Annotated in this window: 18 protein-coding genes; 7 read left to right on the top strand and 11 right to left on the bottom strand. The window is 64.4% G+C overall.

Annotated elements, in window-relative coordinates:
- Positions 1-3: 3 nt before the first annotated feature.
- The 4 genes from J2Y63_RS02010 to J2Y63_RS01995 all read right to left on the bottom strand — a co-directional run bounded on the left by J2Y63_RS02010 (position 4) and on the right by J2Y63_RS01995 (position 4,410).
- Positions 4-735: an ATP-binding cassette domain-containing protein gene (locus tag J2Y63_RS02010; protein ID WP_435264685.1), complete on the bottom strand. Its 732-nt coding sequence runs from the start codon at positions 733-735 to the stop codon at positions 4-6.
- Positions 735-1,754, bottom strand: a complete 1,020-nt coding sequence (locus tag J2Y63_RS02005; RefSeq protein ID WP_435264684.1) for an ABC transporter permease — start codon at positions 1,752-1,754, stop codon at positions 735-737. The genes J2Y63_RS02010 and J2Y63_RS02005 overlap by 1 nt, the downstream gene beginning before the upstream one ends.
- A gap of 69 nt (positions 1,755-1,823) precedes the next feature.
- Complete coding sequence (locus tag J2Y63_RS02000; RefSeq protein WP_435264683.1) at positions 1,824-2,774, bottom strand: sugar ABC transporter substrate-binding protein; 951 nt, start codon at positions 2,772-2,774, stop codon at positions 1,824-1,826.
- A gap of 121 nt (positions 2,775-2,895) precedes the next feature.
- A complete protein-coding gene (locus J2Y63_RS01995) occupies positions 2,896-4,410 on the bottom strand; it encodes an aldehyde dehydrogenase family protein (protein ID WP_435264682.1) in 1,515 nt (504 codons plus the stop codon).
- A 124-nt stretch (positions 4,411-4,534) separates the two neighbouring features.
- Here J2Y63_RS01995 and J2Y63_RS01990 point away from each other — a divergent pair, with 124 nt between their 5' ends.
- Positions 4,535-5,236, top strand: a complete 702-nt coding sequence (locus J2Y63_RS01990; RefSeq protein WP_256114865.1) for a GntR family transcriptional regulator — start codon at positions 4,535-4,537, stop codon at positions 5,234-5,236.
- A gap of 7 nt (positions 5,237-5,243) precedes the next feature.
- On the opposite strand, the gene J2Y63_RS01985 is transcribed toward J2Y63_RS01990, so the two are convergent.
- Complete coding sequence (locus J2Y63_RS01985; RefSeq protein WP_435265029.1) at positions 5,244-6,260, bottom strand: alcohol dehydrogenase catalytic domain-containing protein; 1,017 nt, start codon at positions 6,258-6,260, stop codon at positions 5,244-5,246.
- A 5-nt stretch (positions 6,261-6,265) separates the two neighbouring features.
- Positions 6,266-7,213, bottom strand: a complete 948-nt coding sequence (gene choX / locus J2Y63_RS01980) for a choline ABC transporter substrate-binding protein (protein WP_435264681.1) — start codon at positions 7,211-7,213, stop codon at positions 6,266-6,268.
- Positions 7,214-7,315: 102 nt separating this feature from the next.
- Between choX and betI the strand changes: the two genes are divergently transcribed.
- A complete protein-coding gene (gene betI / locus J2Y63_RS01975; protein ID WP_435264680.1) occupies positions 7,316-7,954 on the top strand; it encodes a transcriptional regulator BetI in 639 nt (212 codons plus the stop codon).
- Positions 7,955-7,963: 9 nt separating this feature from the next.
- On the opposite strand, the gene J2Y63_RS01970 is transcribed toward betI, so the two are convergent.
- On the bottom strand, positions 7,964-9,751 hold the full coding sequence (locus J2Y63_RS01970; protein ID WP_435264679.1) for a diguanylate cyclase: 1,788 nt from the start codon (positions 9,749-9,751) through the stop codon (positions 7,964-7,966).
- Positions 9,752-9,965: 214 nt separating this feature from the next.
- On the opposite strand from J2Y63_RS01970, the gene J2Y63_RS01965 reads away from it, so the two are divergent.
- Complete coding sequence (locus tag J2Y63_RS01965) at positions 9,966-11,450, top strand: MDR family MFS transporter (protein ID WP_435264678.1); 1,485 nt, start codon at positions 9,966-9,968, stop codon at positions 11,448-11,450.
- A 21-nt stretch (positions 11,451-11,471) separates the two neighbouring features.
- Here J2Y63_RS01965 and J2Y63_RS01960 read toward each other — a convergent pair whose 3' ends face one another.
- The 4 genes from J2Y63_RS01960 to J2Y63_RS01945 form a co-directional block, all read right to left on the bottom strand.
- The gene (locus J2Y63_RS01960) at positions 11,472-12,260 is read right to left on the bottom strand and encodes an SDR family oxidoreductase (RefSeq protein ID WP_435264677.1); all 789 of its coding nucleotides are present in this window, start codon (positions 12,258-12,260) and stop codon (positions 11,472-11,474) included.
- 14 nt (positions 12,261-12,274) lie between these two features.
- On the bottom strand, positions 12,275-13,762 hold the full coding sequence (locus J2Y63_RS01955; protein ID WP_435264676.1) for a sugar ABC transporter ATP-binding protein: 1,488 nt from the start codon (positions 13,760-13,762) through the stop codon (positions 12,275-12,277).
- Positions 13,763-13,787: 25 nt separating this feature from the next.
- Positions 13,788-14,720, bottom strand: coding sequence for a substrate-binding domain-containing protein (locus tag J2Y63_RS01950; RefSeq protein ID WP_435264675.1), 933 nt, complete (start codon positions 14,718-14,720; stop codon positions 13,788-13,790).
- A gap of 120 nt (positions 14,721-14,840) precedes the next feature.
- On the bottom strand, positions 14,841-15,815 hold the full coding sequence (locus J2Y63_RS01945) for an ABC transporter permease (RefSeq protein WP_435264674.1): 975 nt from the start codon (positions 15,813-15,815) through the stop codon (positions 14,841-14,843).
- Positions 15,816-16,025: 210 nt separating this feature from the next.
- Between J2Y63_RS01945 and J2Y63_RS01940 the strand changes: the two genes are divergently transcribed.
- The 4 genes from J2Y63_RS01940 to J2Y63_RS01925 all read left to right on the top strand — a co-directional run bounded on the left by J2Y63_RS01940 (position 16,026) and on the right by J2Y63_RS01925 (position 20,327).
- Positions 16,026-16,835 carry a transketolase gene (locus J2Y63_RS01940; RefSeq protein ID WP_435264673.1) on the top strand — a complete coding sequence of 270 codons (810 nt, stop codon included), beginning with the start codon at positions 16,026-16,028 and terminating at the stop codon, positions 16,833-16,835.
- Complete coding sequence (locus J2Y63_RS01935) at positions 16,835-17,803, top strand: transketolase family protein (RefSeq protein ID WP_435264672.1); 969 nt, start codon at positions 16,835-16,837, stop codon at positions 17,801-17,803. The genes J2Y63_RS01940 and J2Y63_RS01935 overlap by 1 nt, the downstream gene beginning before the upstream one ends.
- Before the next feature lie 81 nt (positions 17,804-17,884).
- Positions 17,885-19,354, top strand: a complete 1,470-nt coding sequence (locus J2Y63_RS01930; RefSeq protein ID WP_435264671.1) for an FGGY family carbohydrate kinase — start codon at positions 17,885-17,887, stop codon at positions 19,352-19,354.
- A 22-nt stretch (positions 19,355-19,376) separates the two neighbouring features.
- Positions 19,377-20,327, top strand: coding sequence for a sugar-binding transcriptional regulator (locus tag J2Y63_RS01925; RefSeq protein WP_256114877.1), 951 nt, complete (start codon positions 19,377-19,379; stop codon positions 20,325-20,327).
- The last annotated feature ends 3 nt before the right edge of the window (positions 20,328-20,330 follow it).

The raw sequence follows: 20,330 nt of genomic DNA, 5'->3' as shown, positions 1-20,330 counted from the left end.
GGGTCAGGTGAGCACGACATATTCGGTCAGCTGGTTGATCGTCGTGTCGGCCTTGTCGACGTCGAACACCTTGGTGCCGTGGCTCATGATCACGAACCGGTCGCAGACCTGATAGGCGTGGTAGATGTTGTGCGTCACCAGCACGCTGGAGACGTTTTCCGCCTTGAGCTTCAGCACCTGGTTCAGCAGTGCCTCCGTCTCGCGCACCGAGAGTGCGGAGGTCGGCTCGTCCAACAACAGCACGCGCTTCTTGAAGTAGACGGCGCGGGCGATGGCAACGGCCTGCTTCTGGCCGCCGGAAAGGTTGCCGACCAGCGTATCCGGGGAATCGATGCCGGAGATGTGCACGGCGTTCTGCAACACGCCCATGGCGATCTCGCGCATCTCCGCCTGCCGCAGGAAGCCGAAGCGGTCCGTCAACTCGCGCCCCATGAAGATGTTGCGGGTGATCGAGAGGGAATCCACCAGTGCAGTATGCTGGTAAATCGTCTCGATGCCGGCATCCGCCGAGTCCGAACGGCAGGTGAAGGCCGTCTTCTTGCCGTCGACGCTGAGGTAGCCCTCGGTCGGCTTGTGGATGCCGGAGATCAGGTTGACGGTCGTCGACTTGCCGGCGCCATTGTCACCAAGCAGGCCCACCACTTCGCCCTCGCCGATATGGAAGCTGAGGTTCCGGAGCGCGGTGAGGGCACCGAAACTTTTCGAGATATTGTGCAGTTCGAGAAGGTTCGACATCACGCAAGACCCCGCCGCTCGATGAGATGGTTGAAGATGGCGGCCAGCACGATCAGCGTCGCGATGAACATGTCGAGATAGAAGCCGGGAGCGCGCAGCAGCAGCAGCACGTCCGTCATGGTGTGGATGAGCAGCACGCCGAGGAAGATGCCGATGATCGAGCCTCGGCCGCCGCGCAGCGACAGGCCGCCGATGACGCAGGCCGCAATCGCCTGGAGTTCAAGCCCGGCGCCCTGCCCCGGCTGCACGCTGCCAACGCGGGCCGTCGCCAGAATGCCCGCCACCGCCGCCATGCCGCCGGCAATCGCGAAGGCGATGAGCTTGACGCGGTTCGTATTGATACCGATCGCCGTCGCCGCGCCCGGATTGCCGCCCGTCGCGAAGACGTGGTTGCCGAAGCGGTGACGGTGCAGCAGCAGGTGGAAGCCGATGACGAAGAGCACGATCCAGATGAAGGCGGCGTTGACGCCGAGCAGCGTACCGGAAAACAGGCTGGTGAAGATCGGCTCGGGATCGAAGCGCACCTGGACCGCGCCGTTATAGAGCAGCACGGCGCCGCGCCAGAACAGGAGGCCGCCGAGCGTGACGATGAAGGACGGCAGGCCGAAGCGCAGCGTGATATGGCCGTTGAGCAGGCCGATCATCACGCCGGCGAGGATGCCGAGCGGGGCGGCGACGAAGGCACTGACGCCGGCACCGACAAGCGTGGCCATCAGGACGGCCGTGAAGGTGTAGACGGAGCCGATGGAGAGGTCGAATTCACCGGCGATCATCAGCACGCCGGCGCCCAGCGCCAGGCAGCCAAGCACCGGGATCGCCTTCATCAGGATCGTCAGGTTCTGCGGTGAGAGATAGCGGAACTCATTAGGATAGAGCAGCGCACCGGCAATGCAGACGATCTGCAACGTCATGAAGACGAGGAAGATCGCACCCGCGGGCATGCCCATGATCTGCTTGAGGATGGATTGTCTTTGGGTCCGCGACCGGGGCGCGGCACTGTCTGCTAGAATAGGGGTCACGGTCTGGCACTCGATCGTTTGGGACCAGGGAACCCGCCGGGCCTGCCGGCAGGCTCCCTTTCAAGGCGATTAGCGGAAGCTGCCGATCAGCGGCTTGACCGAGCTGATGCGCGACTTGTCGAGGAACGCGCCCTGCCCGGTGTCGATGTCGGTCGGGGTCAGGCCGTACTTCTTCGAGAGCGCGATCTGGGCGATCGGGTAGTAACCCTGGAGGTAGGGCTGCTGGTCCATGGTCGCGAACATCGCGCCGGATTCCACCGCATTGACGATCTCGACCGCAAGGTCGAAGCCGCCGAACGGAATGTTGACGCCGGCATCCTTGATGGCGCCAGCACCGACCGTGGAGGTGACCGAGCCGGTGCCGAACAGCGCCTTGACCGTCGGGTTGGCGATCAGGAACTGCGCCATGATGTTCTGCGCTTCCGCCGGATCGAGGCCGGCACGCACCGTCTCCACCTTGATGCCGGCTTCCGTCATGGCCTTCTCGATGCCGCCGCCACGGGCGACCGCAAAGCTCGCCTCGGGAATTTCGCGCGGGTTGAAGACGACGTCGCCGGATTTCAGGCCGAATTCCTTGATCATGCGGTTGCCGAGCTCGTAGCCGGAGGCGAATTCGTTCATGCCAACATAGGCCTGACGGCAATTGCCCTTGGCGCCGTCGAGGTCGTCATTGTTGAAACCGATGACGACGATGCCGGCCTTCACCGCCGCGCAGATGCTCTCGTCGAAGGCGTCCGACGAGGAGATGGCGACGGCAATGCCGTCGACGCCGCTCGCGGTCGCGCTTTCGATCAGGTCGTTCTGGCGCACCGGATCGTTGTTGGCATATTGCACGTCGAGATCGACGCCGAACTGGGCGGCCGCGTCTTGCGCGCCCTTCACCACGGGGTTAAAGAACTGGACACTCGGATCGAGGTAGATGATCATCGTTGCCTTGACATCCGCGGCAAGCGCCGTCGATGCCAGCATGGTGGTCAGGCCCGCGGCCAATGCAGCGGTTCTCAACCTGGTCAATTTCATTTGCGTATCCTCCCTTTGGATGTGCAATGCGGGTCCAAAAGACCCAAGTCTCGGCTGGCGGGCTCCGACCAAAGATCACGCCAGCCGAGATTTTCCTCCTCTCGCTACAGATTGCAGCGGATTATCCGAACCAGGGCGCCGGGCGCCCGAGCGTGACATGCACGCCCTTGAACTGGGAATATTCATCGAAGCCATAGCGGCCGAGTTCACGGCCGAGACCGCTCTTCTTGTAGCCGCCGATCGGCAGTTCCGGCGTGCCGTCGATGACGCTGTTGATCCAGCAGCGGCCGGCACGGATGCGGCGGATGCTCTGGAGCGCGTTTTCGAGATTGGTCGACCAGACGGAAGCAGACAGGCCGAATTCGCTGGCATTGGCCATCGCGACGGCCTCGTCCGCCGTCTTGAAGGTCAGCGTCGAGAGCACCGGCCCGAAGATCTCCTCTCGGGCGATCGACATGTCCGGCGTCACGCCGCCGAAGACCGTCGGCGCGTAATAGAGTCCGGCCTCCCTGCCGACCCTTTCGCCGCCGAGCAGCAGTTCCGCGCCAGAGGCAATGCCGGCCTCCACATAGGAATGCACCTTGTCCGCATGGGCTTCGGAGATCATCGCGCCGATCTTGGTGCGCTCGTTCAGCGGGTCGCCGAAGGTCACTTTGCGCGAAATGTCGAGCAGGCGCTCCATCAGCGCATCGCGGATGCCTTCCTGCACCAGCAGCCGGCTGCCGGAAATGCAGCACTGGCCGGCATTGTGGTAGACGCCGTAGGCAATGCCATCGGCCGCCGCATCGAGATCCGCGTCAGCGAAGACGATCTGCGGCCCCTTGCCGCCAAGCTCCAGCCCGACGCGCTTGACGCTACGCGCGGCGATCTCGCCGAGCTTGGTGCCGACGCGGACGGAGCCGGTGAAGGCGACCATGTCGACGCCCGGGTCTTCGGCAAGCACCTGGCCGGCCGGATCGCCATAGCCGGTGACGACATTGAACACGCCGTCGGGAATGCCGGCCTCGCGCGCCAGTTCCGCCATGCGGATCGAGGTGCCGGAGGTGAATTCGGAGGGCTTCAGCACCACCGTGCAGCCGGCGCCGATCGCCCACGGCACGCGCTCGGAAGCGATGATGAAGGGGAAATTCCACGGCGTGATGATGCCGACGACGCCGACCGCTTCGCGCAGCACAAGGCCGAGGCGGTCGTCGCCGATATTGTTGTGGCTCTGGCCTTCCAGCGCCCGGGCCTGCCCGGCCGCATAGGACCAGAGGTCGGCGCAGAAGCCGATCTCGCCGCGGGCCTGGTTGATCGGCTTGCCGACCTCCAGGCTCTCGGCGAGCGCCAGCTCTTCCTGATGCACAAGGATGAGGTCCGCCACCTTGAACATCAGGCGCGAGCGCTCGGCGCCCGACATGCGCGGCCACGGGCCGGTATCGAAGGCCCGGCGCGCGGCGGCGACAGCCAGGCGCACATCGTCGGCCGAAGCCTCCGGCCAAGTTCCCACCACCATGCCAGCATGGCCGGGGCTCACCCGATCGATCGTCTTGCCCGAGGCCGCATCCACAGACTTGCCATCGACAAGCATCCGGTAGCGGGATTTAATGCCGAGGCGGGGATCACTTGAATCGGGTGCAATAAAATTGGACAGCAATATCTCTCCAAGGCCGGACACATGGCGCCGGCCCCTCCCTGTTCATCCGGTTTTCAGGCCACCGGATTTCTGTTGCGTTTGATCTGTATGGTACTGTATGGTGGTTTAAATTGGATGTCAACGCATGACGGCGGCGAAAGAGATGAACCTTGAATCCCTGAAGATCGACACCGGCGAAACAGCGGCGGCGCAGGTCGAGCGCGACCTGCGGGAGTCGATCATCCGCCTCGAACTCGCCCCTGGAGTGCGGCTTTCCGAACAGGAAATCGCCACCCGCATGGGCGTATCCCGCCAGCCGGTGCGCGAGGCGCTGATCGCGCTCGGCAAATCCAAGCTGGTCGACATCCGCCCCAACCGGGGCACGGTCGTCGTGAGGATTTCAGCGCGGCAGATGATGGAAGCGCGCTTCGTGCGCGAGGCGATCGAGACCGCCGTAGCACGACGCGCCAGCGAAACATTCGACGCGTGGACGCGACGCAAGATCGATACAATCCTCGCCCGCCAGACGGCGGCGATGGAGGCGCACGACCACAACGCCTTCCGCCGGGAAGACGAGCAGTTCCACATCGCGATTGCGGAAGGCGCCGGCTGCGGCCTCGCCTGGAACGCCATCTCGGACATCAAGGCGCATATGGACCGGGTCTGCAACCTGCAGCTCCGCCACCCCGATTCCATGACGCGGCTGATTTCCGAACACGAGGCGATCATCGCCGCCATCGACACGCGCGATGCCGATGCCGCCGCGGCCGCCATGCGCCGCCACCTCAATGGCATCCTCGCCGACCTGCCCCAGATCGAGGCCGATCACCCCGGCCTGTTCGAATGACGGATCGTCAATAGCGTATGACGTAACGGCCCTTGGCCTGCCCGCTTGCGAGCGCCTCCAGCGCCTCGGTGGCGTGGGCGAGGTCTATTTCCTCGATGGGGTTGAGGAGCGGCTGTCGCGCATGCATCGCGACGACCTCCCGCATCTCCTGCCGCGTGCCGACGCTGGTGCCGGTGATCGTGACGCCCGTCGCCGTCAGCCATTCCTGAACCAATGGAACGGGTTCTGAGACCAGCGCCGCCGCAACGATGCGACCGCGCGGCCGGATCGCCGCCACGATCGCCGCCCACGTGGCGGGGGTCGGGGCAAAGTTGATCGCCGCGTGATAGCGGGCGTCGTCGGCAAGATGGCGGTCGAGATCCGGACCCGCCGTCACCACCTCGGCCGCGCCATAGGAGAGCGCATGCTCCAGCTTGGCGGGGTCGCGGTCCACGGCCAGCACATGAACACCCATGCGCGCGGCGATCTGCACCGCATAGAGGCCGAGGCCGCCGCAGCCGAACACCGCAAGCCGCTCGCCGGCCACCACCCCTGCCCGGCGGATCGCGCCATAGGCGGTGACACCCGCGCACATCACCGGCGCGGTGGCCAGCGGATCAACGTCGGCCGGCAGCGCGACGGCGAAGGCGGCGTCGACCGCGACATAGTCCGCAAAGCCGCCCGGCACGTTCAGGCCATGCGCCCGCTGGTGCTGGCAGAAGGCCTCATGGCCATCCGAACATTCATCGCAGCGAAGGCAGGTGTCGTGCAGCCAGGGCACGCCCACCGTGTCGCCGGCCGCCCAGCCCTTTACGCCTTCGCCGACCGCCTCGACCACCCCCACGCCCTCATGGCCCAGGATGAACGGCTCAGGCGCATACGGCGGCAGCACGTCGCCCTTCCAGATGTGAACGTCGGAATGGCAGATGCCGCACGCCTTCAGGCGGACGAGCAACTGGCCGCGTCCGGCAGCGGGCCGTGGCACCTGCCGGATCTGCAAGGGTTCGCCATAGCCCGCCAGCACGGCGGCCCGCATCATGGGCATGGATGTCACTGGATGCCGAGCTCCGCCTTGACGGCAGCCAGTCCCGGCTTGCCGTCAAGCGTCACGACGTCCTTGAGCCAGGCATCGAGCTTTTCCGGATGCGCCTGCATCATCTTTATGGCCGCGTCCTTCGCTTCCAGCCCGTCGGTCATGATCATGTTCATGCCGGTGTTTTCATAGTCGATGTCGAAGACGAGATTGCTGAAGAAGGCCGTGACGTTCGGGCACAGCTCCGGATAACCCTTGCGCACCAGCGTGCGCACGGTCGCACCACCGAAATCCGGGCCGAATTCGGCATCGCCGTCGGCGAGATAGGCGATCTCCATGTTGACGTTCATCGGGTGCGGCTGCCAGCCGAGGAAGACGATCCATTCCTTGGCCTCGGCCGCCCGCTGCACCTGCGTGAGCATCGCGGCCTCGCTGGATTCCACAACCTCCCAGTCGCCCTCCAGGCCATGCGCCTTGGCTTCGACCATGTCGAGCAGCGGCTTGTTGGTGCCGGGCTCGATGCCGTAGATCTTATGGTCGAGCTTGTCGGCAAATTTCTGGAGGTCGTCGAAGGATTTCAAGCCGCCGTCGAAGACGTATTTCGGGACGGCCAGCGTGTATTTCGCGCCCGTCAGGTTGGTGGCGACGGGAATGACGGAGCCGTCGTCGAAATAGGGCTTGTAATCGAGATCCTGCACGGGACGCCAATTGCCGAGGAACACGTCGATATCGCCATTGCGCAGCGAATCGAAGGTGATGTTGAGGGCGAGCAGCGTCTGGCTGGGCTCGTAGCCGAGCGCGCCCAGAATGATCTCGGCCGTCGTGTTGGTCAGCGCGATATCCGTCCAGCCGAGATCGGAAAGCCGCACCGCCTTGCATTCCGGCGCATCGGCCGCAAATGCGGTATGCACCGGCAGACATGCGGCCCCGGCCGCGACGATCATCGCAAAAACTGTCCTGTTCATTGGCGTTCCCCTTGTGGTTTTCACAAAGGATACGGACGGTAATTTTTAAGACAAGCAAAAAATTGTTAAAGCGTACAAAAATTTGATCTGCTAGGGAAAACCATGCAGCAGAAGCCAAAGAAGCAGCGCACCCGCATCGAGGACGTCCGGCGCGTCGAACTGATCGACGCCGCCCATCGCATCTTCCTGAAGGAGGGTTTGCGTGGCCTGACGAGCGCAAAAATCTGCGCCGAGGCCGGCCTCTCGCAGGGCATCCTCACCTATTACTTCAAGGACAAGGAAGAGGTTCTCTTCGAGATGGTGCGGATGAACAACCGCATCCTCGCCAACGAGATCGTCGGCAACCTGCGCCGCTCGCGCTGCGGTTGGGAGCGACTGATCGCCCTCATCGACGGGAATTTTCCCGCGCAGCGTTTCGATCAGCCCACGGCGAGCGCCTGGATATCGCTATATTCGGAGGCCTCGCACAACGAACGCTATGCGCGGCTGCTGCGCCCCTATTACCGCCGTCTCAAGTCCAATGTGTCGGATATCCTGAAACCCTATCTCGGCCCCACCGAGATCGACCACTTCGTCCGCGGTTTTGCGGCTCTCATCGACGGCCTCTGGCTGCGCCGCGGCCATGCAGATATCGACCTCCCGCTGGAAGAAGCCAAATCCATCCTGATCGACTATGCGCGAAACACGCTGGGCCCGGAACTGGTGCGCCAGTTGAACAGCGTGCGTGCGCCCGGGGTCTGACGGCGCGGCTCAGCTCTTTCTGTGGATCGCGCTTGCGGCAATCGCCCTGTCGCGGCCTTCCGCCTTGGCTTGCAACAGCGCGGCATCGGCGCGCGTGACAAGGGTTTCCACCGAGCCCTCCCCCGGCGACGCCGCCACCCCGACGGAGATGGACACCGTGCCGAGGATCTGGCCGGCATGGGAGAGCGCGACGCTGCTGATCTTGTCGCGCAGCGTGTCTGCAAGCTCGATCCCCTCCTGTTCGCCGAGGAACGGCAGGAGGGCCGTGAACTCCTCCCCGCCGAACCGGAAGGCATTGCCGGCCGGCGCGCAGGTTTCGCGCAGCGTCTGCCCCACGAACTGCATGACGAGATCGCCCGCATCGTGCCCGAACTGGTCGTTGAAGCGCTTGAAGTGGTCGATGTCGATCATCAGGCAGACGAGCGGCTCGCCCGCATGATCCCTTGTGTGCCGCTGCAGGGTTTCTTCCAGGAAGCGGCGGTTGAAGAGGCCGGTCAGCGGATCGCGCACCGCAAGCATCGTCAGCTTCTCCCGCAGTTGCAGGTTCGCGATCGCCAGGCCGACATTTTCGGCAATCAGTTCGAGATAGAGCCGCGCGCCCAAGGGTCCGAGCGCGTCCTCGTCCCGCTCCTCGAGGGAGAGAAGCCCTATCATGTCGCCCTGCGCCGTCAGGGGAACGCAGAGCGCGGTCACGCCGGGCGGATCGAGGTGCTGGCAGGGCACATCGGAGCCGTTGGCGCTGCTCTGATGCGAGCGGCCGCGCCGCAGGCTCCAGCATGCCGTGGCGGGAAAGACCGCGGCCGAATGTTGCGGGTCGAGCCATGCCCCCGTGCGCACCAGCGACGTGTTGCCTTCGTTCAGAATATAGAGGCCGCCGGCAAGGCCCGGAAAGATCTGCGGGGCAAACCGAACGACGACGTCGGTCAGCTCCGCCTGGTTCTGGCACGCCTGCACGCGGTGCATCATCTGGAGAATGAGGTCCTTGGTGCGTTGGTCGGCCCGGCGCTCGGAATCGAGCCGCTCGCGCTCGATCAGGTTTGTCCGGAAGACGTCGATCGCCTCGTTCATCTCGCCGATTTCGTCGCCCCGCCGGTCGATAGGAAGCTCGACGGTGTAATCCTGCTTAGCGAGCCGACTGACGATCCCCGTCATGCGCATCAGCGGCATCGCCACCCGTCGCCTCAAAACGAAATAAAGCACGGCGACGAACAGCGCGCCCGTCACCGCAAGCATGATCTCCGCGGCAAGGCTCCACCAGTCGCTACGCGCGCGGGCGGCTTCCAGCTCCGACGTCGCGCGCGTCGCCGTCAGGTCGCGGAAATGGGCCACCGTCTGGAGAAGGGCTTTCTGGACCCGTTCATGCTCCGCCCCGAAGAGAACGTCCTGCGCCGCGACCTTGTCCCCACGCTGAAACGCCTCGACCGCAGCCACCTCGATCTTGTCCAGTTCCTCCGCGTCCCTTGCGACATCCGCCAGCGCGGCCACCTCGGCCGGCGTCAGTTTCTGCGCGCCGCGTTTCTGCGCGGCGTCCTCTCGACGCCGTTCCGTCTGCTCTTCCGCGTGAAACGCCTGCAGGTGGCGCTCCTCGCCGCGCATCACGTAAAGCCGCGCCTCGTCGCTCCGGACCTCGGCGCCAAGCGCGAGCTCCTCGGCCAGCGTGTCGAGCGTCAGGTGTTCCTCGACCGCGACCCGTTCATGAAGGGCGCTGCGGGATGACATTATGAAGGAGGCACCGGAAAGCGCCGTCAGAACGACGGTGATGCCGTAGGCCCAGTTGGTGATGGTAGTGATTCGCATCCCCGCACAGTGCCAGTCTCTGCTTGCGGGAGGATTAAGGAAATATTGCTGATTGTGCTGGGGCCGAAACCCGCCTGCATCGTACCGCTAATATACTCTATTCGATGGACTTTGCGGCAAGGAAGGTGCTTTACCGGTGTCCACGCACGAACAGGCGGCCGACTCGCCAGAGCCGACGGGCCAAAATCCAGCTGTCGATATCGGAATTGCAGGAATGAATGAAGCACGTCACCCGAGCGGAACGGTAACGGCGATACCCGCTTTGTCCGAGCCGGAAAAGAACGTCATCATCGCCGGTGTTCTCCTCTCCATGCTGCTCGCCGCGCTCGACCAGACGATCGTGGCGCCCGCCATGCCGACGATCGGCAGGGCGCTCGGGCACAGCGACTACCTGCCCTGGATCGTCACGGGCTACCTCCTGACCGCCACCGCGATGGCGCCGCTTTACGGCAAGATCGCCGATGTGCACGGACGGCGTCCGACGATCTTCGCCGCCATCATCATCTTCCTCGTCGGATCGCTGATCAGCGCGCTGGCGCCCAACATGCTGACCCTGATCATCGGCCGCGCCGTGCAGGGGCTCGGCGGCGGCGGCCTCTTCGCGCTCTCGCAAACGGTGATTGGCGATCTCGTTCCGCCCCGCGAACGCGCGCGTTACGCCGCCTGGATATCCGGGACCTGGGCGGTGGCCTGTATCGCCGGACCGCTATTGGGCGGCACCTTCGCCGAGCATCTCCACTGGTCCCTGATCTTCTGGATCAACATCCCGCTCGGGCTGGCGGCGATGATGATCATCAACAATCCGCTGAAGAAGCTGCCCGCCATCACGCGCAAACACCGCATAGACGGTGCCGGCGCGGTGCTGCTCATCGTCGCGACGACGCTCCTGCTGCTCGCCCTCAACTGGGGCGGCAGCCGCTATTCCTGGGTTTCGCCTGTCATCGTCGGGCTGCTGGGCGCTTCGGTGGTTGTCTGGGCGATTTTTGCATTGCGGCTGCGGCAGACGGCGGAGCCGCTGATCTCGCTCGAAGTGCTCGGCAATCCGATCGTGCGCTACGGAACCCTGGCGATGTTCCTGGTGCAGGCCGCCAATGTCGGCCTTTCGGTCTATATCCCGGTCTATGTGCAGTCGTTCCACGGGCTTTCCGCCAGCGGATCGGGCATCGCCCTGCTGGGCCTGTTGCTGGGCACCGTGCTCGGCGCGACGACCAGCGGGCGGACGATACCGCGTTTCACCCATTACAAGAGGATCGCACTTGTCGGCGGCGTGATCAGCTTCCTTTGCCTGATCGCGCTGGCATCTCTCGCCGGGCGCACGTCGCTGCTCGTGCTGGAAGCTCTGACGGCGGGCGTGGGTTTCGGCACCGGCATGACCTTCCCGGTCGCGACCGTCTCCGTGCAGAACGCGGTCGACCAGGCGCATCTCGGCGTCGCGACGGGCGTCCTGACATTCCTGCGCTCGCTCGGCAGCGCGCTCGGCGTCGCGATCCTCGGCGCCATCGCGCTCGGCAACGGCCTGCCGCTCGGCGGCGAAGCCATCCAGACGGTGAGCGTCGGCGTCACCTCGGCGCTGCCCTTTACCTATATTTTCCTTGCCTGCGCGGTCACGATGGCGCTGTCGCTCGTCATCTTCCAACTCATGCCGGAAAAGCCGCTGCGCGGCCGCGAAGACGGTGAGATGCCGCCTGCCATCGAATAAGGCGTCGAAGGAAGCCGACGTTCACCAGCAGCAGAAGCCGCCATCGACGAGAAGGTCGACACCGGTGACGTAGCTTGCCGCGCCGGACAGCAGGAAGACCGCGGGGCCAACCATCTCGTCGACGCTGGCCATGCGCTGCATCGGCGTCTGCTCCTCGAACAGTTTCGTCTGATGCACCATTTCCGGCCGCGTGTTCATCGGTGTTGCCGTATAGCCGGGGCTGATCGTATTGACGCGGATGCCGCGGCCGACCCATTCCATCGCCATCGATTTCGTCATGTGGATGACCCCGGCCTTGGAGGCGTTGTAGTGGCACTGGCTCAAGCCGCGATTGACGATGACGCCGGACATGGAGGCGATGTTGACGATCGAGCCGCGGCCGGTCTTCAGCATGGCGCGCGCTTCCGCCTGGCAGGAGAGGAAAACACCCTTCAGGTTGATGTCCATCATCGTCTGGAACTGGTCTTCCGCCATCTCCTCCGCCGGATTCGCATTGGCGATGCCGGCCGCGTTGACGGCGAGCGTGAGCGGACCGAGCTCTGCTTCGGTACGCGCGACCGCATCGTTCAGCGCTGCACCCCTGGTGACATCGGCCGCGATCTGGATGCTGCGGCGGCCTGTCTTGGCGATGAAATCGGCGGTGGTCGCTAAGCCGTCGTCGGTGCGGCGGTCGAGCAGTGCGACATCCGCGCCGCACTGGGCAAGGCCCATGGCGATACGCTGGCCGATGCCGCTGCCGGCCCCCGTCACGAAGGCGACGTTTCCGGAAAGGTCGAACAATTTCGGCGCGTTGAGGGTGATTTCAGACATAATGCTTTTCCTGTTCAAATCGTCGCCAGTTCCATGACCGAGACGTCATTGGCGTCCTCGCGGTCCAGGATGCCGGCCTGCTTGCCCTGCGCCATGACCATGATGCGGCTGGAGACGCCGAGCACTTCTTCAAGGTCGGAGCTGACTACGATGACCGCAACGCCCGCACGGGCGAGGTCCATGATGAGATCGTAGATCGACGAGCGCGCACCGACATCGATGCCGCGCGTCGGCTCGTCGAGCACCACCACCTGCGGCTTGCGCGCCAGCCACTTGGCGAGCACCACCTTCTGCTGGTTGCCGCCGGAGAGTTCACCCGCATTCTGCCCGCCGCGGCCCTTCACGCCGAAGCGCTTGATATAGTCCTCGGCGAATTCGCGGATGCGGCGCGAGGAAAGCCAGCCGTTGCGGGAAATCTCGCCGAGATTGGCATAGCCGATGTTTTCCGCGATCGAATGTTCGAGCACCACACCCTGGAGCTTGCGGTCCTCCGGCACCAGCACGATGCCGTTACGGATTGCGTCGATCGGCGAGCGCGGCGTGACGGCCTTGCCGCGCAGCAGCACCTCGCCACCGGAAATCGGATCGGCGCCGGTAATGGCGCGCACGAGTTCGGTGCGGCCCGCGCCCATGAGGCCGGCAATGCCGAAGACCTCGCCCTTGCGGACCGAAAAACTGATGTTACGAAATGTGTTGGATGGCGAAGAGAGGTTGCGTACCTCCAGCGTCACTTCCTCCGTCGGGGGTGGAAGCGTCGGGAACATGCGCTCCAGCGAGCGCCCGACCATGGCCTCGACAATGGTGCGGACCGGCACGTCGCCGCTGTCGAATTCCTGCACCTTGGCGCCATCGCGCATGACGACGATGCGGTCGGCGATCTGGCGGATTTCTTCGAGGCGATGGGAAATATAGACGATGCCGACGCCTTCCGCTTTCAGCCGTTCGATCTGCTGGAAGAGAAGCTGGGTCTCCTCGCCGCCAAGTGCCGCGGTCGGCTCGTCGAGGATGAGCAGGCGCGCATTGAGCGTCAGGGCCTTGGCGATCTCGATGAGCTGCTGTTTTCCGGTGGAAAGCCCCTCCACCAGACGATCGGGCGAGATATCGAGGCCGAGCCGCTTGAGGCCGCTCCTCGCCCGCTCTTCCATCGCCTTGCGGTCGATGCGGCCGGCCTTCATGGGATAGCGGCCAACGAACACGTTTTCCGCGATGGAAAGTTTTGGCAGCAGCTTCAGTTCCTGGTGGATCATACCCACGCCCTCGTCCATCGCGGCGCGCGGATTGGCGGGGGCATAGGGCTTGCCGAGCCAGGTCATCTCGCCCGCGGAAGGCTGCACGGTGCCGGAAATAATGTTCGACAGGGTCGACTTTCCGGCACCGTTTTCACCGAGCAGCGCCACGACCTCTCCCGGATGGATGTCGAGATCGACACCATGGAGAACCTTGACCGGACCATAGGATTTTTGGATCCCACGGAGCGACAGGATGGGAGAGCGTGTCGTCATGGCGCTGCTGCCTTTCGTGTCCGGATTACGGATGGCTCTTGACGAATTCCGGCGCGTTTTCGCAGGTCGTCAGCACGGCATTCGGCGTCTGGCGCTCTTCGACCTTCTGGCCGGCTGCAACGGCCAGCGCGGATTCGACGGCAAGCACGCCCATCTTCTGCGTGCTCTGCGTTGCGGTGGCGATGAACGGGCCGTTGCATTTGGCGAGGTATTCCAGCGCCGAGACGTCGCCGTCATAACCGCCGATGATCACCTTGTCCGAGAGGTTGGCAACGTCGACTGCCTTGGCAGCACCCATGGCAAGACCGTCGGCCTGACCGAAGATGATCGTGATGTCCGGGTTTGCCTGCAGCATGTTTTGCGCGATCGTGAAGCCCTCGTCGGCCGACCACATGTTGCTCCACTGCTGGTCAACCAGCTCGATGCCCTTGTTCTCATCGATGGCGCGTTTGCAGCCGGCGAAGCGGTCGACTTCCGGCGTCGTGCCCTTCTGGCCGTGGATGATCGCCATCTTGCCCGAGCCGCCGGCCTTCTCGATGATGTGCTTGCAGACGGCATAGGCGGATTCGACGCTCTCGCCGGCGATGAAGGTATCGCCCGGTGCGCCATCGGGAACGCGGTCGACATTGATCACCGGAATGCCGGCTTCGCGGGCAAGGCGGGTCGGCACGGCGGCGGCGGCAGCACCGGCGGGAATGTAGATGAAGGCGTCGATGCCCTGGGTCATCAAGTCCTGCACCTGGCTGACCTGCGTGGCGGTGTCGTTCTTCGCGTCGACGACGATGACGGTAAGGCCCTTTTCCTTGGCGTATTTTTCGACGCCGAGCTTGATCTGGTTGAAGAAGTCGGCCTGGAGGTTCGGGACGGCAAGGCCGATCGTCTTGACCTCCGCGGCGGCCGCGGGAGAGGCAAGGACCGCAGCCGCGGTTGCCGCCATCAGCAGTTTGGACAGTTTCATGGTTTCTCCTCCGAGTTTCCCGGTGGGTTCCGTTTGCCGGAGACCACCTTCCCTTTTGCCGGTCCGCACCATTGCCGACCGTTTTCCGCACCCCGCCGCGTGGCTGCGGGGTGAAAACCGTTATTTCCGCTTGCGATAGGTCTCGGCCGTGACGGCGAGCACGATGACGGCGCCGATGATGACCTGCTGCATGAAGGGTGAGACACTGAGCAGGTTGAGACCGTTGCGCAGCACGCCGATGATGAGAACGCCGATGATGGTGCCGCCGATACCGCCCGTGCCGCCCGAAAGCGAAGTACCGCCGATGACGACCGCCGCGATGGCGTCGAGTTCATAGGAAACGCCCGAGGACGGCTGGACCGAGTCGAGGCGCGCGGCGAGCACCATGCCGGCAAGGCCCGCGAGGAAGCTGCACACGACATAGACGAGCACGGTCGCGCGCTGGACATTGATGCCGGCAAGCCGCGCCACTTCCGCATTGCCGCCGATCGCGTAGAGAACGCGCCCGCCGTGGCGATAGCGCTGGTAGAGCAGGCCGACGATGAAGACCACGACCATCACGGCGACGGTCAGCGTCAGGAAGCCGCCGAAACGCACGATCGCCATCATGTTGAACCAGGCCGGAAAGCCGATGATCTGCTGGCCATCGGTGATCATGTTCGCAAGGCCGCGCGCAATCGACATCATGGCGAGTGTCGCGATGAAGGCCGGCACGTTGAAGCGCGTGATCAATAGCCCCGCAACGAGCCCGTTCAGCGAGGCGACGAGCAAAGCGAGCGGAATGGCAAGCCCCATCGGTACGCCCGCGACGACGTGGAGATAGCCGAGCACCATCATCGCCAGCGCCATGACGGAGCCCACCGCAAGATCGATGCCGCCGATCAGGATGACCAGCGTCATGCCCACGGCCATGACGCCCAACACCGTGATCTGGTCGAGCACGTTGAGGAAGTTGCGGATCGACAGGAACTTGTCCGTCGCAAACGTGAGGAAGAGGCACAGCACGATCAGGCCGATCAGCGGCCCGGTGGCCCCGCGCAGGGATGGCAGCAGCCCGCCCACGATGCCCTGTTTTTCCTTCGCTGCAACCAGCATGAACGCTCCTCCCGATCAGCCAGCCACTCTAGGTTGGCGGCACGCATAAATATTCATTACCGTGTGTAAATTCGTATATGATCGATCCAGGTCCTGTCAATACGATCCGGACAGCTAATTTTTGCGCCACCATCCGCGATTTTCGCTTGACTTGCCCAATCTCCATGCAAGTATATAGGCAACTGTATATTTATTCACTATGAGGGTTTCATGCAGCCGAACGATCTCGACCGCATCGCTCGCCAGATCCGCCTTCGCGATCTGCAAGCGGTTTTCGAAGCCGGCGCCGGACACATTGGCGGGGAGATGTCGGCCATCGACATCCTGACCGCGCTCTATTTCCGCGTGCTGCGCATCTGGCCCGACCAGCCGAAAAACCCGGACCGCGACCGTTTCGTGCTGTCGAAGGGCCATGTGGCGCTGGCGCTTTACGTGACGCTCGCCAAGCGCGGCTTCATTCCGGAAGAAGAGGTCGCGACGTTCCTGAAGCCGCATTCGCGCCTCAACGGCCATCCGAACTGCAACAAGGTGCCAGGCGTCGAGACCAATACGGGGCCACTTGGCCATGGCCTGCCGGTCGCGGTCGGCATGGCGAAGGCCGCCAAGCTGACGGGGGCCACCTACCGCACCTATGTCATGACCGGCGACGGCGAAATGCAGGAAGGCTCGAACTGGGAGGCGATTGCGGCCGCCGCACAGTTCGGCCTCGACAACCTGACGCTGATCATCGACCACAACCGCTTCCAGCAGGGCGCGTCGCTGAAGGACACCAACAACCTCGCCCCCTTCCCGGCCAAGCTCGAAGCCTTCGGCTGGGATGTCACCGAGATCAACGGCAATGTGATGGACGAGATCGTGCCGGCGCTGGAAAAGCGCGGCAGCCGCCCGCACTGCATCGTCGCCCATACCAACAAGGGCCACGGCATCTCCTTCATGCAGGACACGGTGGACTGGCACCACAAGGTGCCGAATGCCGAACAATACAAGATTGCCGTGGCTGAGCTTTCGGAGACGCTGTGATGAAAGACGTGATGACCTCTCCCAAGCTGCACGATTGCCGCGACGCCTTCGTCGCCACGCTGGAACGCCTCGGGGCGGACAATCCGAAGATCGTGGCCGTCTGCAACGATTCCGTCGGCTCCTCGAAGCTCGGCGGCTTCAAGTCCCGCTGGCCGGAACGGCTGGTCAATGTCGGCATCGCCGAGCAGAACATGGTGGGCGTCGGCGCCGGCCTTGCCAATGGCGGGCTGCTGCCCTTCGTCTGCGGCGCCGCGTGCTTTTTGACCGGCCGCTCGCTGGAGCAGATCAAGGCCGACATCGCCTATTCCAACGCCAATGTGAAGCTGATCGGCATTTCCTCCGGCATGGCTTACGGCGAGCTCGGCCCGACGCACCATTCCATCGAGGATTTTGCCTGGACCCGCGTGCTGCCGAACCTGCCGGTCGTGGCGCCCTGCGATTCGATCGAGACGGCCGCGGCCGTGGAATGGGCCGCGCATTATGACGGGCCGGTGTTCCTACGCCTCTCGCGCGTCGGCGTGCCGGACCTGCTGCCGGCGGGCCACAAGTTCGAGCTGGGCAAGGCCAATCTGCTGCGTGACGGCGACGCCATCACCCTCATCGCCAACGGCACGGTCACGCACCGCATCCTGAAAGCAGCCGAACTTCTCGCCGAGCAAGGCATAGAGGCCCGCGTGTTGAACATGGCGACGGTCCGGCCGATCGACGTCGAGGCCGTGGTGGCCGCCGCGCGCGAAACCGGCGCCATCTTGACGGCGGAAGAACATTCCACCATCGGCGGCCTTGGCTCGGCCATCGCCGAATATGTGGTGGCGGAAGCGCCCGTGCCGATGAAGATCCTCGGCGTGCCCGGCATCTTCGCCCCCACCGGTTCGGCCGAGTTCCTGCTCGACGAATTCGGCATGTCGCCTGCGGCAATCGCCGAAGCGGCCGTCGCTTTGATTGCACGGAAGTCTTCCCGCGCGTGATCGCGCTGGATTAGATGACGTGCCGGGCGCGGCAAGGCCTCCCTTTCGCCGCGCCCCCCATTTCTGCCTGCCGGAGCCGCCATGACGACCGCCATCCTCGCCATCGACCAGGGCACCACGAATTCCAAGGCCGTGCTTGTCTCCACGGCCGGCGAAATTCTGTCGCGTGGCGCCTCACCGGTCGGCATCGAGCACCCGCAGCCCGGCTGGGTGGAGCAGAGCCCGGTTCGCATCTGGCAATCGGTTCAGGAAGCGATCGCCGCCTGCCTGCAAGCCGGCCCCGCAGTCGATATCCTCGGCATCGCGATCTCCAACCAGCGCGAATCCGTCACGGTCTGGGATGCCGCGACCGGCGAACCGCTTGGCCCGGTGGTGAGCTGGCAGTGCCGCCGCAGCGCGCCGGCCTGCGCCGACCTGATCGCAGCCGGCCATGCGCCGCGCGTGCAGGCGCTCACCGGCCTTCCCATCGACCCGATGTTCCCCGGCCCCAAGATGAAGTGGCTGCTCGACCGCGTGCCCGCAGGAAAAACGGTGCGGCTCGGCACAATCGACGCCTGGCTGATCCATTGCTTTACGGATGGCGCGGTGCATGCCTGCGATGCCGCCAATGCCGCGCGCAGCCAGCTTTACGATCTAAATCAGCAAGTCTGGAGCGAAGAACTCTGCACCCTCTTCGGCGTGACGAAATCCGCCCTTCCCGAGGTGCGCGACAGCGCGTCTCGTTTCGGCGTCACGACGAACGTGCCGGGCCTGCGGGACGGCATCCCGATTGCTTCCGCCATCGGCGACAGCCATGCCGCGCTGTTCGGCCACGGCGCCTTCAATCCCGGCGACGGCAAGGTGACCTTCGGCACCGGCTCGTCGATCATGACGACGCTGCCCCGGTTCATCGCGCCCGAGCAGGGCATCACCACGACCATCGCCTGGTCGATCGGCGGTATGCCGACCTATGCCTTCGAGGGCAACATCCTCGTCTCGGCCGCCGCCCTGCCCTGGATGGCCGAGATGCTCGGTCTGCCGGATGTGCAAGCGCTCACTGATCTCGCCGCGACCGCCCAGCCCGGCGGCCCCGGCTTCGTGCCGGCCTTCGTCGGGCTCGGCGCGCCCTATTGGCAGGCCGATGCGCGGGCGCTTTTCTCCGGCATCACCTTCACCACCACCCGCGCCCAGATGGCGCGCGCGGTGACGGATTCCATGGCCTTCCAGGTGCATGACGTCTTCAAGGCCATGTCCGCGCAATCGCCGACGCCGCTTGGCCGCCTCTATGCCGATGGCGGGCCGAGCCGGAACACGTTCCTGATGCAATGCGTCGCCGACACGCTGAACCACGTCATCACGCAGTGCGATGCGCCGGAGGCTTCGGCCCTTGGCGCCGCCTATCTCGCTGGCCTTTCTCTTGGCATCTGGCCCGATCTTGCCGCCATCGCCGCCCTGCCGCGCGCCGGCAATCCCATCGTGCCGCGCACCGCCGATACGACGGAACGCCTTGCGGTCTGGCAGGACGCAATCTACCGCTCGACCGTTTCGGGTCCTTCAACTATGAGTGAATAAAAATTCACCAACGGAGGACGGCATGGGACGATTGAACGAGCTGCGACTGATCGCCCGCATCGCCCAGATGTACCATATCGAGGGCAAGCGGCAGGCGGAGATCGCCGAGACCATGCACATGTCGCAGGCCACCGTTTCACGCATGCTGAAGCGGGCCGAGCAGGAAGACATCGTGCGCACCACGGTCATTCCTCCCGCCGGCACCTTCGCTGACCTGGAAAACGCGCTGCGAGAACGCTACGGCCTCACCGAAGCCATCGTCATCGACTGTTCGGAAGACCGCGACGGCGCCATCATGGCGCGCATCGGCGAAGCCGCCGCCCACTTCCTCGAAGTCACCCTGCAGCAGGACGAGATCATCGGCGTCTCAAGCTGGAGCCAGACGATCCTGCGCATGGTGGACAACATCCATCCGCTGAAAAACGCCAAGGCCAAATACATCGCGCAAATCCTCGGCGGCATGGGCGACGCCTCGGTGCAGACCCACGCCACGCAGCTTACCGCACGCCTCGCAAGGCTCACCGGTGGCGAGCCGCGGCTGCTGCTCGTGCAGGGCATCACCTCGTCGCGCGAGGCGAAGCTCGTCATGCTGGCCGACCCGGTGGTGCGCGAGACAATGGACCTCTTCGGCCGCCTCAGCCTCGCCATCATCGGCATCGGCGCCGTCGAACCGTCCGAACTGCTCGCCCGCTCCGGCAACACCTTTTCCCGCCAGGAAATGGCGATGCTGCACGAGGCCGGCGCGGTCGGCGAGATTTCCTACCGGTTCTACGACAGCCAGGGCAAGCCGGTCGAAACGCCGCTCAACGAGCGCGTCATCGGCATTTCGCTGGAAGACCTGCGCCGGACGAACCGCGTCATGGCGCTCGCGGGCGGAGAATCGAAAACCCAGGCCATCGCCGGCGCCCTGAAACTGGGCGTCATCGATGTGCTTGTTACCGACAAGTTCACAGCAGCGCGGCTGACGGCCTGATTT

The sequence above is a fragment of the Shinella sp. BE166 genome, assembly GCF_051201095.1.
GTDB classification, from domain to species: domain Bacteria; phylum Pseudomonadota; class Alphaproteobacteria; order Rhizobiales; family Rhizobiaceae; genus Shinella; species Shinella lacus.
Note: the sequence above shows the minus strand (reverse complement) of the source record. Positions and strands in the feature narration are given on the sequence as shown.